Genomic DNA, 14,450 nt, shown 5'->3' with positions numbered 1-14,450 from the left:
ATGGATATCGGGATGATTCGTGGCCTGGGCACCGTTGTTGTGATGGTGGCCTTCATCGGTCTGGCGCTGTGGGTGTTCAGCCCCAAGCGCAAGTCGGAGTTTGAAGACGCGACCTTGCTGCCTTTCGCGGATGATCCCGAAGCCATCAAGCACGTCGAGCAAGCTTCTAGGAGTAACAAAGAATGACTACGTTCTGGAGTCTGTACGTCACAGTCCTCAGTCTCGGCACCATCTTCGCCCTGACCTGGCTGCTGCTGTCCACCCGCAAGGGCCAGCGCAGCGAATCCACCGATGAAACGGTCGGCCACTCCTTCGACGGGATCGAGGAGTATGACAACCCGCTGCCGAAATGGTGGTTCATGCTGTTCGTGGGCACCATCATCTTCGCCCTCGGCTATCTGGTGCTGTACCCGGGCCTGGGTAACTGGAAAGGCCTGCTGCCGGGTTACAACTACCTCGATAACGAGAAGCAGACCGCGTTCGCCAACGGCCAGACCGGCTGGACCGGCGTTCACGAGTGGGAAAAGGAAATGCTCAGGTCGGATGCCAAGTTCGGCCCGATCTTCGCCAAGTTCGCTTCCATGCCGATCGAAGAAGTCGCCAAAGACCCGCAAGCCCTGAAGATGGGTGGCCGCCTGTTCGCCTCCAACTGCTCGGTCTGCCACGGTTCCGACGCCAAAGGCGCCTATGGCTTCCCTAACCTGACCGACGCCGACTGGCGCTGGGGTGGCGAGGCAGAAACCATCAAGACCACCATCATGGGCGGTCGTCACGCCGTGATGCCGGCCTGGGCTGAAGTGATCGGTGAGCAAGGCGTTGCTGACGTTGCCGCGTTCGTGGTGACCAACCTGGATGGCCGCAAGCTGCCGGAAGGTACCAAGGCTGACCCGGTTGCCGGCCAGAAACTGTTCGCCGCCAACTGCGTGGCGTGCCATGGCCCGCAAGGTAAAGGCACCCCAGCGATGGGCGCCCCTGACCTGACCCACCCTGCCGGGTTCATCTACGGTTCGAGCTTCGCTCAACTGCAGCAGACCATCCGTTACGGCCGTCAGGGCCAGATGCCTGCGCAGGAACAGCTGCAAGGCAACGACAAGGTTCACCTGCTGGCTGCTTACGTTTACAGCCTGTCTCACGGTGAGAAAGCGCCCGTGGCGGACGCCCAGTAAGGCAAACGCTTGATGCAACACAAAAGGCCCCGCCAGTGATTTGGCGGGGCCTTTTTCATGGACGATTAGCGAAAATTGATTTCACAGGAGTCGTATCGATCAGCCTCCGGTTTTGCCATTGATTGTTCTCCACCAGATAGACCTGCAACTGCTTGCGATCCTCGGTAAAACTGGCAATCAGGTAGGTCTGCTGAGAAGTGGCGCCGCTGAGGTACATTGGCACGTCACTCTCTTTAAAGGCAGCGCCGCCTCTTTGATGGTAATGACCGGCAAAAATGGCAGTGACCTCATACTTCCTGATCATTTGGTAGAAGCGCCTCGCTTGCTCAATGTTACCCATCATTTCCTCGGGTTTGTGCATGTTGATAATGATGGCGTAACCCTGAATCCGAGCGAGCCTCAAATCGGCTTCAAGCCAATCCAGCGTACTGGTGATGTCGAACGTCGTCGGGTTTAACGCATGAGAAATTCTGGTCGTATAGGTCGGCTCATTATTGAGTTGCACCATATGGACTTCACCTATGTTTACGGAATAGGCGAGACTGCCCGAATACAGCTTATTAAAAAACCCGCCAGTAATATTCAAATCAAAACTGTCGACCTTTCCAATGTGATGCTCTTTAAATTCCACGATACTGCCGGCCGCACAATTATTGCTAAAGCAATCGTCCACATTATTCTCATAATCGTGATTGCCCAGGCCATATAAATAATCGCTCCCGAAGTATTTTTTCAATGTCGAATTCATATAGGAACGTTGCCAGCCGTGACCGAAAGCGGTGACGTCACCGTTGATCATCAGCGGCACCTGCGATTGCGGATGATTTTTGCGGAAGTCGGCAATACTCGCAAACTGGGATTCCACCAGCCATTTGGAGCGCGTCTTGAAATCCGCATCTGATTCAGGCTCTCTGCGGTCGAGTTTGTCCGTCCAGGGGTATTGTGTATCCGACACGAAGACCATATGACGCGGAGTGCCCTCGGTTGAATTGGCCAAAGGTACTGCGGACAGCAGACACAAGCCCAGCATGAATCGTTTAACTTTCTTAGTAATCATAGAATTCCATTTCCAATAACATTAAATACAAGCGCGTACTTGAAGGCCGCGCCCGACCAACTTATTCGAAACGAGTAAAAACCTCAAATAACCAACTAAAACCAATTAAATAAATATATTTCCGCCGCGCACGATTAAAGCCGACAAACAACTTACCCCCGACTTCAACTTTGCCTGCTTTGAGTTTTGATTGTTTCCGACTGCAGTGCGCCAAACTATGAAGCCGCTGCCATGGCATGCACTATCGTGATCGGCATGCCGGCTGAGGCCTGCCCGCCGCCTCCGCCTCTTCGGCCACGCAACGCCTATGAATTGCAGCACCTCTGATTCTGCACCGTGAAAAACCGTCCATAATCCACAAGTCAATTGATTCAAGTCACTACACCATCAATTGATTTTGCCCAACGCGACCAAAGGTCGCACCCTTGTGCCAGAGCTACAGGCGTATCATTGCGCCACTGCAACACCTCTTTTTGACCGCGGTCGGCACGTACTGACCGGGGCATTTTTCCACTGCCGTGGGATGCAATGATGAGCAATCAGATTCCGGTACACGACGTCACGCCACCTGCCAAGAACGCGAACAACAGCGTCGACCTCTACGCCTCTCGAGAAAAAATCTACACCCGCGCCTTCACCGGCCTGTTCCGCAATCTGCGGATGATCGGCGGTGCCGGGCTGTTTCTACTGTATTTCGGCACGGTGTGGCTGAACTGGGGCGGCCATCAAGCCGTCTGGTGGAACCTGCCGGAACGTAAATTCTTTATTTTCGGCGCGACCTTCTGGCCTCAGGACTTCATCCTGCTCTCGGGAATCCTGATCGTCAGCGCTTTCGGCCTGTTCTTCATCACCGTGTATGCCGGTCGGGTCTGGTGCGGCTACACCTGCCCACAGAGCGTCTGGACCTGGATCTTCATGTGGTGCGAAAAAGTCACCGAAGGCGACCGCAACCAGCGCATCAAGCTCGACAAGGCGCCGATGAGCGCAAACAAATTCCTGCGCAAATTCAGCAAGCACACGATGTGGCTGCTGATCGGTTTCGTGACCGGCATGACCTTCGTCGGTTACTTCTCGCCGATTCGCGAGCTGGTGATCGATTTCTTCACCGGCCAGGCCGATGGCTGGTCGTATTTCTGGGTCGGCTTCTTCACCCTCGCCACTTACGGCAACGCTGGCTGGTTGCGTGAGCAAGTGTGCATTTACATGTGCCCGTACGCCCGCTTCCAGAGCGTAATGTTCGACAAGGACACGCTGATCGTCTCCTATGATCCGCGCCGTGGCGAAAGCCGTGGCCCGCGCAAGAAAGGTATCGACTACAAGGCCCAGGGCCTGGGCGATTGCATCGACTGCACCATGTGCGTCCAGGTCTGCCCCACCGGTATCGACATCCGCGATGGCCTGCAAATCGAATGCATCGGCTGCGCGGCGTGCATCGACGCCTGCGACAGCATCATGGATAAGATGGATTACCCCCGCGGCCTGATCAGCTACACCACCGAGCACAACCTGTCGGGGCAAAAAACCCATAAACTGCGCCCACGCCTGATCGGTTATGCCTTGGTGTTGCTGACAATGATCGCGTTGCTGATGACTGCGTTCTTCATGCGTTCGCTGGTCGGCTTCGATGTCAGTAAAGACCGCGTGTTGTACCGCGAGAACGCCGAAGGCCGGATCGAAAACGTCTACAGCCTGAAGATCATGAACAAGGATCAGCGCGACCACACCTACGTGCTCGAAGCCACCGGCCTGCCGGATCTCAAGCTGCAAGGCAAGCGCGAGATCAAAGTCGCTGCCGGGGAGATCTTCAGCCAGCCGGTCGAACTGTCCAGCGCACCGGAACAACTGCCGTCGAGCACCAACGAGGTGACATTCATCCTCAAGGATGCCGATGACGCCAACGTCCACGTTGAAGCCAAGAGCCGATTCATCGGCCCACAAATTCGTTGAGAGAAGTGAACATGTCCGCAGCAACTGCCGCAAGTCCCTGGTACAAGCACCTTTGGCCGTGGATCATCATCGCCATCCTGGCCTGCTCGGTGACCTTGACCCTGTCGATGGTGACCATCGCGGTGAACAACCCGGACAACCTGGTCAACGACAACTATTACGAGGCCGGCAAGGGTATCAACCGTTCGCTGGACCGCGAACTGCTGGCCCAGACCCTGCAACTGCGTGCCAGCGTGCATCTGGATGACGTGACCGGCGAAGTCGACCTGCGCCTGAGCGGCAACAGCACGCCTGCAACCCTTGAGCTGAACCTGATTTCGCCAACTCAACCGGAGAAGGATCGCAAGATCACCCTGGCCCGCAGCGAAACCGAACAGGGCCGCTACATTGGCCAGTTGAGCGACAAGATTGAAGGTCGTCGCTTTGTCGAATTGCTGGGTGTGCAGGATGACAAGACCTGGCGCATGTTCGAAGAAGAACAGGTCAGCCATGCCAAGGATCTGCTGCTCGGTGATGAACCGCTGCAGGGTGCGGAAGACCTGAAAAAATAAGCCTTACCCTGATCGTTTCCCACGCTCTGCGTGGGAACGCAGCCAGGGACGCTCCGCGTCCCAGCCGAAGCGGACGCGGAGCGTCCGGGGAGGCATTCCCACACAGAGCGTGGGAACGATTATCGGAACACGCCCATGACCAGTCCAACCCCCTGCTACCACTGCGCACTGCCCGTCCCCGCCGGCAGCCGCTTTACGGCCGCCGTCCTCGGGGATACCCGCGAGTTCTGCTGCCCGGGTTGCCAGGCGGTGGCCGAGGCCATTGTGGCCGGTGGGCTGGAAAGTTATTACCAGCATCGCAGCGAAGCCTCGGCCAACCCCGAAGCCTTGCCAGTGCAGTTGGTGGATGAGCTGGCGCTGTATGATCGCGCCGACGTGCAGCAGCCCTTTGTCCGCCACGAAGGCGAACTCGCCGAAACCACGCTGCTGATGGAAGGCATCAGTTGCGCCGCCTGCGGCTGGTTGATCGAGAAACACCTGCGCGCCTTGCCCGCGGTGGCCGAAGCACGCCTGAACCTGTCCAACCATCGCCTGCATGTGCGCTGGGCCGATGCACAATTGCCGCTGAGCCAAGTGCTCAGCGAATTGCGCCACATCGGTTACGCCGCCCATCCTTATCAGGCCGACCGCGCCAGCGAACAACTGGCCAGCGAAAACCGTCTGGCGCTACGTCAACTCGGCGTTGCCGGGCTGCTGTGGTTCCAGGCGATGATGGCAACGATGGCCACCTGGCCGGAATTCAACATCGACCTCAGCCCCGAGCTGCACACTATCCTGCGCTGGGTCGCGCTGTTTCTCACCACCCCGATCGTGTTTTACAGCTGCGCGCCGTTCTTCAAGGGCGCGATGCGCGATCTGCGCACACGTCACCTGACCATGGACGTCTCGGTGTCGCTGGCGATCGGCAGTGCCTATATCGCCGGGATCTGGACCTCGATCACCGGGGTTGGCGAGCTTTATTTCGATGCGGTGGGGATGTTTGCACTGTTCCTGCTGGCCGGGCGTTATCTGGAGCGTCGTGCCCGGGAACGCACCGCCGCCGCGACCGCACAGCTGGTCAATCTGTTGCCCGCCTCCTGCCTGCGGCTGAGCGCTGACGGTCAGAGCGAGCGGATTCTGCTCAGCGAGTTGCGCGTGGGTGATCAGGTGCTGGTGCACCCCGGAGCGATCCTGCCGGCCGACGGCAAGATCCTCGACGGTCAGTCGAGCATCGACGAATCCCTGCTCACCGGCGAATACCTGCCCCAACCACGAACCCCGGGCGATGTCGTCACCGCCGGCACCTTGAACGTCGAGGGTGCGTTGACCGTGAAAGTCCTGGCGTTGGGTCAGGACACGCGCCTGTCGGCCATCGTCCGCCTGCTGGATCGCGCCCAGGCCGAAAAGCCTCGGCTGGCGGAAATCGCCGACCGCGCCGCGCAGTGGTTTTTACTGCTGACGCTTATCGCAGTGGCTGCCATTGGCCTGCTCTGGTGGGAGCTGGACTCATCGCGAGCGTTCTGGATTGTCTTGGCGATGCTGGTTGCCACCTGCCCGTGCGCCTTGTCCCTGGCCACGCCGACCGCCCTTACCGCCGCCACCGGCACGCTGCACAAACTGGGGCTTTTGCTGACGCGCGGTCATGTGCTGGAAGGCCTGAACCAGATCGACACGGTGATTTTCGACAAGACTGGAACCCTCACCGAAGGTCGTCTGGCCTTGCGTTCGATCCGGCCGCTTGGGGCCCTGACCAGCGATCAATGCCTGAGTCTCGCCGCCGCTTTGGAAAACCGCTCCGAGCACCCGATTGCCCGGGCTTTTGGTCGCGCGCCACTGGCCGCCGAGGAAGTTAACAGTACGCCAGGGCTGGGTCTGGAGGGGTTGGTCGGCGCACAACGCCTGCGCATTGGTCAGCCGGGGTTCGTCTGCGAACTCAGCGGCGCTCAAATGCCAGTAATGCCCGATGAGCCCGGCCAATGGCTACTGCTCGGCGACAGCCAAGGGCCGCTGGCGTGGTTCGTGCTCGACGACCGTTTGCGCGCCGACGCGCCCGCCCTGCTCGCAGCATGCAAGGCTCGCGGCTGGCGCACGCTGCTGCTGTCCGGCGACAGCTCGCCGATGGTCGCCAGCGTCGCTGCCGAACTGGGCATCGACGAGGCCCGTGGCGGTTTGCGCCCGGATGATAAATTGCAGGTGCTGCAACAGCTGCACAACGAAGGCCGCAAGGTGTTGATGCTCGGTGACGGGGTCAATGACGTGCCGGTGCTGGCCGCCGCTGACATCAGCGTGGCGATGGGGTCGGCCACCGATCTGGCGAAAACCAGTGCCGATGCGGTGCTGCTGTCGAATCGTCTCGACGCGCTGGTACAAGCCTTCAGCCTGGCCCGTCGCACCCGTCGGGTCATCATCGAGAACTTGCTCTGGGCGGCGCTGTACAATGGCCTCATGTTGCCGTTCGCTGCCCTCGGCTGGATCACTCCGGTATGGGCCGCGGTCGGCATGTCGATCAGTTCGTTGACCGTGGTGCTGAATGCCCTGCGCCTGACTCGCCTGCCGAGCGCGCCGGCTGTCGGCACCACGCCAGAAACCCGCCCGCTGCCGGCCTGAGCCGCGCGGGCATGGAGTCCAGATGCCAGCTCTCTACGTGATGATCCCGGCCGCGCTGCTGATCGTGGCCATCGCTATCTATATTTTCTTCTGGGCGGTCGACAGCGGTCAGTACGATGACCTCGACGGCCCGGCCCACAGCATCCTGTTCGATGATCAGGACCCGAACCACAAGGCAGCGGTCGACGAGGCCAGCGGCCAGCCGGCCAAACCGGACGACAAGGCGCCGCCCCATGCTTGAGTTGGCGCCACTGTTGGTGTCTGCGGTGATCCTCGGCCTGCTCGGCGGCGGACATTGCCTGGGCATGTGCGGCGGCTTGATGGGTGCGTTGACCCTGGCGATCCCCAAGGAACAGCGCAGCCGACGCTTCCGCTTGTTGCTGGCCTACAACCTGGGGCGGATTCTCAGCTACGCCGCGGCCGGCCTGCTGATCGGCCTGGCCGGCTGGGCCGTGGCCAATAGCCCGGCGGCGATGTTCATGCGCATCCTCGCCGGACTGCTGCTGATCGCCATGGGCCTGTACCTGGCTGGCTGGTGGAGCGGCCTGACCCGTATCGAAAGCCTCGGTCGCGGCCTGTGGCGGCATATCCAGCCGGTTGCCAACAAACTATTGCCAGTATCGAACCTGCCCCGCGCCCTGCTGCTGGGCGCATTATGGGGCTGGCTGCCGTGCGGGCTGGTTTACAGCACATTGCTGTGGTCGGCGAGCCAGGGCAATGCCCTGGACAGTGCGTTGCTGATGCTGGCATTCGGGCTAGGCACCTGGCCGGTGCTGCTCGCCACAGGGCTGGCGGCCGAGCGCGTTACCGCGTTGTTGCGCAAACGCAGTGTGCGCATGACGGGTGGTTTGCTGGTGATGGTGTTCGGCATCTGGACCTTGCCGGGGCCGCATCAGCATTGGCTCATGGGGCATTAGATCGGTGGTGCGGCCTTCGCGGGCAAGCCTCGCTCCTGCAGGGGCGAGGCTTGCCCGCGAAGAGGCCCCCACTGACAACACAAATCCCGACCCTTGATGCAAATCAAGATGCCTTTGCGCACTTCTCCCTAGACTCGCCCACACTGCCAGCCTTATCCGGGGGAATGCCCGCATGCTCGACGCCATTCGTTGGGACACAGATCTGATCCGCCGTTATGACCTGGCGGGACCGCGCTATACCTCGTACCCGACCGCCGTGCAATTCGACAGCCAGGTCAGCACCTTCGACCTGTTTCATGCCCTTCGCGACAGCCGCAAGGCCCTGCGGCCGCTGTCGCTGTATGTGCACGTGCCATTCTGCGCGAACATTTGCTACTACTGCGCCTGCAACAAAGTCATCACCAAGGACCGTGGCCGCGCCCTGCCCTATTTGCAGCGCCTGGAACAGGAAATCCAGTTGATTGCCTGTCACCTCGACCCGACGCAAAAAGTCGAGCAACTGCATTTCGGCGGCGGCACACCGACCTTTCTCAGCCACGACGAATTGCGCCAGTTGATGGCTCAGTTGCGCAAACATTTCAATCTGCTGGACGACGACTCCGGCGACTACGGCATCGAGATAGACCCTCGCGAGGCCGACTGGTCGACCATGGGCCTGCTTCGGGAGTTGGGCTTCAATCGGGTCAGCATCGGCGTTCAAGACCTCGATCCGGCGGTACAACGGGCGGTCAACCGCCTGCAAAGCCTGGAAGAAACCCGTGCGGTGATCGATGCGGCCCGAACCCTGCAATTTCGCTCGATCAACATCGATCTGATCTACGGCCTGCCGAAACAGACACCCGAGAGCTTCGCCCGCACCGTTGACGAAGTCATCAGCCTGCAACCGGATCGGCTCTCGGTGTTCAACTATGCCCATCTGCCGGAACGCTTCATGCCGCAACGGCGGATCAACGGCAATGATTTACCGGCACCGGCACAGAAGCTGGAAATGCTCCAGCGCACCATCGAACAACTGACGGCCGCCGGTTACCGCTACATCGGAATGGACCATTTCGCCCTGCCCGATGATGAATTGGCGATTGCTCAGGAAGAATCGACCCTGCAACGTAACTTCCAGGGCTATACCACCCACGGTCATTGCGATTTGATCGGTTTGGGGGTCTCGGCCATCAGCCAGATCGGCGATTTGTACTGCCAGAACAGCAGCGACCTGACTCAGTACCAGAACGCGTTGGCCAGCGCACAGCTGGCCACCAGTCGTGGTCTGCTGTGCAATACCGATGACCACCTGCGACGTGCGGTCATCCAGCAACTGATCTGCCATTTCAACCTGGAATTCGCCCAGATCGAACAAACCTTCAACATCGACTTTCAGGGTTACTTCGGCAAACTCTGGCCACAATTGCAGGGAATGGCCGACGACGGACTGATCAAACTTGATAACGAACGGATTACCGTACTGCCCGCCGGACGATTGCTGGTGCGCTCGGTGTGCATGGTGTTCGACGCGTACCTGGAACAGCAAAATCGCCAGCGGTTTTCACGGGTTATCTAACCATCAGCCCATGGCCAGTCTGCGAGACGCTGATTTTATGACCCTGCGACAAAATCGCCGCGTGCCTGAATGTCCTCCCGTGGGTTACCCTTACGTCTTATGTGTGTTTTCCCACAAGGATTGAAGAAATGTCCGAGCCAGTAAAGCTGCGCGCTCATAGCCAGGCCCATTGCAAGGATTGCAGCTTGGCCCCTCTCTGCCTGCCACTTTCTTTGAATCTGGAAGACATGGATGCGCTGGACGATATCGTCAAACGTGGTCGCCCGCTGAAAAAAGGCGAGTTCCTGTTTCGCCAGGGCGACACGTTCGATTCCGTTTATGCAGTACGCTCCGGCGCCCTGAAGACTTTCAGCCTGAGCGATGGCGGCGAAGAGCAGCTCACCGGCTTCCATTTGCCGAGTGAACTGGTCGGCCTGTCGGGCATGGACACCGAAAAGCACCCGGTCTCGGCGCAAGCCCTGGAAACCACCTCGGTGTGCGAAATTCCTTTCGATCGCCTCGACGAACTGGCCCTGCAACTGCCACAACTGCGCCGTCAGTTGATGCGGGTGATGAGCCGCGAGATTCGCGACGATCAGCAAATGATGTTGCTGCTGTCGAAGAAAACCGCCGACGAGCGCATCGCCACTTTCCTGGTCAACCTGTCGGCCCGTTTCCGGGCCCGGGGCTTCTCGGCCAACCAGTTCCGGTTGAGCATGTCGCGCAACGAGATCGGCAACTACCTGGGCCTGGCGGTGGAAACCGTGTCCCGGGTGTTCACCCGCTTCCAGCAAAACGAACTGATTGCCGCCGAGGGAAAGGAAATACATATCCTCGACCCGATCCAGCTCTGCGCCCTGGCCGGCGGCTCGCTCGACGGCTGATCGTGGCGACGGCGGCTGAGCGAAACGGTTCAGCCGCCGTTATACTGCGACGTTTGCAGCCCGCCAGGACACTTCGACGATGGTCTTCGACTCCTTCGACATCAAATCCCTGATCCGCCCCGTGATCGACTTCCCCAAGCCGGGCGTGATCTTTCGCGACATCACCCCCTTGTTCCAGTCACCCACTGCCCTGCGCCTGGTGATGGACAGCTTTGCCCATCGTTACGTCGAGGCCGACTTCACCCACATCGGGGCCATGGACGCGCGCGGGTTCCTGATCGGTTCGATATTGGCGTATCAGCTGAACAAGCCATTGGTGTTGTTCCGCAAGCAGGGCAAATTACCCGCCGACGTGCTGGCCGAAGGTTACGCGACCGAATACGGCGAAGCCTTCCTTGAAGTCCACGCCGACAGCCTGTGCGAGGGGGATTCGGTGGTGCTGTTCGATGACCTGATCGCCACCGGCGGCACGCTGATTGCGGCGGCCAATCTGGTTCGGCGCATGGGCGCGCGGGTGCATGAAGCGGCGGCGATCATTGATTTGCCGGAGCTGGGTGGCTCGCAGCGGCTGGAAGACATGGGGATTCCTACTTTCTGCCTGACTCAGTTTGCCCTTACTGATAAATAAGCAGCGGCTGTGCTGATGCCATCGCGGACAAGCCCGCGATGGCGTCAGCCGCAACACCGCAAAAACTCAAAGCCCCATTTGCTTGCTGATGATCTCATTCATCACTTCCCGCGTCCCCCCACCAATCGACAGAATCCGGTTATCCCGATACAGCCTCTCCACCAGGCTCTCGCGCATATAACCCAAACCACCCAAAATCTGCACCGCATCGCTCGTAATGCGATCAGCCGTGTCGGTAGCGAAATTCTTGGCCATGGAAATCTCCTTGATCACGCTCTGCCCGGCGGCCATTTTCGCTGCCTGCCGGTAGGTGAATTCCCGTGATACCTCCAGCGCCGTGGCCATTTCCGCTAGACGGTGCTTGAGCACCTGGAACTTGCCGATGGGTTTGCCGAAGGCTTCACGCTGACGAGCCCACTTCAGGCTCTCCTCCAGCGCCAACTGCGCGGTCATGTTGGCCATCAGTGCCAAGGCCAGACGCTCGCTCTGGAAGTTGCCCATGATGCAGGCGAAGCCCATGTTCTCGGCACCGATCAGATGGCTCACCGGCACGCGGCAATCATCGAAAAACAGCTCGGCGGTGTCCGACGCCCACCAGCCCATTTTCTTCAACTGACGACCGACAGTGAAACCGGGTGTGCCCTTCTCGATCAGCAGCAAACTGATGCCACCAAAACCCGGCTCGCCGGTGCGCACCGCGACGGTGTAGAAATCCGCGCGAACGCCGCTGGTAATGAAGGTTTTGCTGCCGCTGACGCGGTAACAGTCGCCGTCACGTACGGCGCGGGTTTGCAGGTTGGCGACGTCGGAGCCGCCGCTGGGCTCAGTGACGGCCAAGGCACTGATCTTCTCGCCCGCCAGCACCTGAGGCACAACGCGATCGCGGACTTCGGGCCTGGCCCATTTGAGGATCGGCGGCAGACCGATGTCCAGCGAGCCCAGCCCCGCGACCAGACCACCGGAACCGCAGCGCATCAGCTCTTCACTGGCGGCGATCTTGGCGAACACATCGCCTTCGTGGCTGCCGCCCAAGGCTTCGGGATAACCGATACCCAGAATCCCCGCCGCGCCGGCCTTCAGGTAGAGCTCACGGGGGAAGCTTTCGGCTTCTTCCCACTGATCGATGTCCGGAAGAATCTCGTGCTCGACGAAACGTCTGACGCTGTCGCGGACCAATTGGTGGCTGGGGTCGAAGTATTCCTGAAAGGCAGGCATCGGCGAACTCCACTGAAGGTTCAGCGAAGTTAACCGAGCGCTTGCTTGGTTTTCAATAGCGTTGTGTGAATCAGATAGACCGAGGCTTGCCCGCGAAGGGGCCTGTTCAGACACTACAAGGCAATCGGCTTACGCCCGGCAAACGAATGCGCCAATGTCCCGCCATCCACCAATTCCAGCTCGCCACCCAACGGCACGCCATGGGCGATGCGTGAGGCGATCAGGCCTTTGTTGCTCAGCAACTGGGCGATGTAATGCGCGGTGGCTTCACCTTCCACCGTCGGGTTGGTGGCGAGGATGACTTCGGCAAACGTACCCGCTTCTTCTATCCGCGACATCAATTGTGGAATGCCGATGGCGTCCGGTCCCAACCCGTCGAGGGGCGACAGGTGCCCTTTGAGCACGAAGTAGCGACCACGGAAACCGGTCTGCTCCACCGCATAAACGTCCATTGGACCTTCCACCACACACAGCAAGGTATCGTCGCGGCGCGGATCGGCGCATTGCGGGCACAGATCGTCTTCGGTCAGCGTGCGGCACAAGCGGCAGTGGCCCACCCCTTCCATGGCCTGGCTCAGTGCCTGGGCCAGCCGCGAGCCGCCGCTGCGATCACGCTCAAGCAGTTGCAACGCCATGCGCTGGGCAGTTTTCTGACCCACGCCCGGCAAAACTCGCAGGGCATCGATCAGTTGGCGAATCAAAGGGCTGAAGCTCATGGGAAAAGTCCGACATAACAACGAGACGCGGTTTATACCCGCGCCTCTGTTTAGCGTCAAATAGCACCGTCAATTACTCAGTCGGCGCAACCCGCACCACCAGTTTGCCGAAGTTGCGTCCCTCCAACAGACCGATGAACGCCTGGGGTGCGTTCTCCAGGCCGTCGACCACGTCTTCACGGAATTTCACCTTGCCGTCACGCACCCATGGGGCCACGGCGCTGATGAACTCCGGCTGACGGTCACCGTAGTCGTCAAACACAATGAAGCCCTGAATCCGTACGCGCTTGGTCAGCAGCGTGCGCTGCAATTGTGGCAAGCGATCTGGCCCACTCGGCGCTTCATTGGCGTTGTAGGACGCAATCAGACCGCAAAGAGGAATCCGCGCCTTGGGGTTGAGCAGCGGCAGCACCGCATCGAACACCTTGCCACCGACGTTTTCAAAGTAGATATCGACGCCTCTGAAGCAGGCCAGCGCCAACTCTTCGGCGAAGTCCGGGCGCTTGTGGTCGATGCAGGCATCGAAGCCCAGCTCCTCAACCACATAGCGACACTTTTTCGCGCCACCGGCCACACCGACCACTCGCAGGCCCTTGATCTTCGCCACTTGGCCGACCACCGAACCCACCGCGCCGGACGCAGCCGCTACCACCAGGGTTTCGCCTTCCTTGGGCTGACCGATGTCCATCAACCCCATGTAGGCGGTCATGCCGGGCATGCCCAGTACACCCAGGGCCATCGACGGACTCTGCAGCCCGGACGGGATCGGAATGATGTTGCGCCCGTCGCTGATGCTGTGGCTTTGCCATCCCGTGACGCCGACCACCAGATCACCCTCATGGAATTTCGGATGCAGCGAGCGTTCGACACGACTGACAGCCCCACCAGTCATCACCTCGTCGATTTCTACCGGCGCAGCGTAGGACGGCGCGTCACTCATACGACCGCGCATGTAGGGATCCAGCGACAGATAAAGCGTTTTGAGCAACACCTGACCGTCGGCCAGGTCTGGCAGCGCTACCCGTTCCAGGCGGAAATTCTCCGGTGTCGGCGCGCCCACCGGGCGGGACACCAGGACGATACGCTGGTTGAGGGTCAATGCTTGTGGCATGTGAGCGTCTCCTTGATCGATAAATTTCAGCGGTATAGGCAGCAGACCTTTGTGGCGCTGCCGGGTTCGAAGTTTCGTCAGTTGTACCGAGGTGACTTCATCGCGGGCAAGCCACGCTCCCACAGGATTCAGGTGATC

14 protein-coding genes are annotated in these 14,450 nt (G+C 59.8%); 10 read left to right on the top strand and 4 right to left on the bottom strand.

The annotated features are described in order from the left end of the window. Both PSH97_RS09445 and ccoP read left to right on the top strand, forming a co-directional pair. Positions 1-186: a CcoQ/FixQ family Cbb3-type cytochrome c oxidase assembly chaperone gene (locus tag PSH97_RS09445; RefSeq protein WP_003175465.1), complete on the top strand. Its 186-nt coding sequence runs from the start codon at positions 1-3 to the stop codon at positions 184-186. Further along, positions 183-1,166, top strand: a complete 984-nt coding sequence (gene ccoP, locus PSH97_RS09440) for a cytochrome-c oxidase, cbb3-type subunit III (RefSeq protein WP_305448958.1) — start codon at positions 183-185, stop codon at positions 1,164-1,166. Before PSH97_RS09445 ends, ccoP begins: the two co-directional genes overlap by 4 nt. 55 nt (positions 1,167-1,221) lie before the next feature. On the opposite strand, the gene PSH97_RS09435 is transcribed toward ccoP, so the two are convergent. Next, positions 1,222-2,223, bottom strand: a complete 1,002-nt coding sequence (locus PSH97_RS09435) for a metallophosphoesterase family protein (RefSeq protein WP_305448957.1) — start codon at positions 2,221-2,223, stop codon at positions 1,222-1,224. Positions 2,224-2,754: 531 nt separating this feature from the next. Between PSH97_RS09435 and ccoG the strand changes: the two genes are divergently transcribed. The 8 genes from ccoG (at position 2,755) to PSH97_RS09395 (ending at position 11,270) form a co-directional block, all read left to right on the top strand. Beyond that, positions 2,755-4,170 (top strand): cytochrome c oxidase accessory protein CcoG, encoded by a 1,416-nt coding sequence (ccoG, locus tag PSH97_RS09430; protein WP_305449768.1) that lies wholly within the window; start codon positions 2,755-2,757, stop codon positions 4,168-4,170. An 11-nt stretch (positions 4,171-4,181) separates the two neighbouring features. Then, on the top strand, positions 4,182-4,721 hold the full coding sequence (locus tag PSH97_RS09425) for a FixH family protein (RefSeq protein ID WP_305448956.1): 540 nt from the start codon (positions 4,182-4,184) through the stop codon (positions 4,719-4,721). Positions 4,722-4,856: 135 nt separating this feature from the next. Then, positions 4,857-7,307, top strand: coding sequence for a heavy metal translocating P-type ATPase (locus PSH97_RS09420; protein WP_305448955.1), 2,451 nt, complete (start codon positions 4,857-4,859; stop codon positions 7,305-7,307). 22 nt (positions 7,308-7,329) lie between these two features. Continuing rightward, a complete protein-coding gene (gene ccoS, locus PSH97_RS09415; RefSeq protein ID WP_102616084.1) occupies positions 7,330-7,548 on the top strand; it encodes a cbb3-type cytochrome oxidase assembly protein CcoS in 219 nt (72 codons plus the stop codon). Then, positions 7,541-8,224, top strand: a complete 684-nt coding sequence (locus PSH97_RS09410; RefSeq protein WP_305448954.1) for a sulfite exporter TauE/SafE family protein — start codon at positions 7,541-7,543, stop codon at positions 8,222-8,224. The genes ccoS and PSH97_RS09410 overlap by 8 nt, the downstream gene beginning before the upstream one ends. Positions 8,225-8,396: 172 nt before the next feature. Next, positions 8,397-9,779, top strand: coding sequence for an oxygen-independent coproporphyrinogen III oxidase (hemN, locus tag PSH97_RS09405; RefSeq protein WP_305448953.1), 1,383 nt, complete (start codon positions 8,397-8,399; stop codon positions 9,777-9,779). 128 nt (positions 9,780-9,907) lie between these two features. Next, positions 9,908-10,642, top strand: coding sequence for a fumarate/nitrate reduction transcriptional regulator Fnr (gene fnr, locus PSH97_RS09400; protein WP_052965436.1), 735 nt, complete (start codon positions 9,908-9,910; stop codon positions 10,640-10,642). Between the two features lie 79 nt (positions 10,643-10,721). After that, positions 10,722-11,270 carry an adenine phosphoribosyltransferase gene (locus tag PSH97_RS09395; RefSeq protein ID WP_305448952.1) on the top strand — a complete coding sequence of 183 codons (549 nt, stop codon included), beginning with the start codon at positions 10,722-10,724 and terminating at the stop codon, positions 11,268-11,270. Positions 11,271-11,336: 66 nt separating this feature from the next. On the opposite strand, the gene PSH97_RS09390 is transcribed toward PSH97_RS09395, so the two are convergent. The 3 genes from PSH97_RS09390 to PSH97_RS09380 form a co-directional block, all read right to left on the bottom strand. Next, positions 11,337-12,485, bottom strand: a complete 1,149-nt coding sequence (locus PSH97_RS09390) for an acyl-CoA dehydrogenase family protein (protein ID WP_305448951.1) — start codon at positions 12,483-12,485, stop codon at positions 11,337-11,339. A 113-nt stretch (positions 12,486-12,598) separates the two neighbouring features. Beyond that, complete coding sequence (gene recR, locus PSH97_RS09385; protein ID WP_305448950.1) at positions 12,599-13,201, bottom strand: recombination mediator RecR; 603 nt, start codon at positions 13,199-13,201, stop codon at positions 12,599-12,601. Positions 13,202-13,274: 73 nt separating this feature from the next. Continuing rightward, positions 13,275-14,312: an NADP-dependent oxidoreductase gene (locus PSH97_RS09380; RefSeq protein WP_305448949.1), complete on the bottom strand. Its 1,038-nt coding sequence runs from the start codon at positions 14,310-14,312 to the stop codon at positions 13,275-13,277. Between the last annotated feature and the right edge of the window lie 138 nt (positions 14,313-14,450).

Origin of the sequence: Pseudomonas cucumis (assembly GCF_030687935.1) — a bacterium.
In the GTDB taxonomy this organism is placed as follows: Bacteria; Pseudomonadota; Gammaproteobacteria; order Pseudomonadales; family Pseudomonadaceae; genus Aquipseudomonas; species Aquipseudomonas cucumis.
The sequence above is the reverse complement of the archived record's forward strand: the minus strand, read 5'-3'. Positions and strand labels throughout refer to the sequence as shown.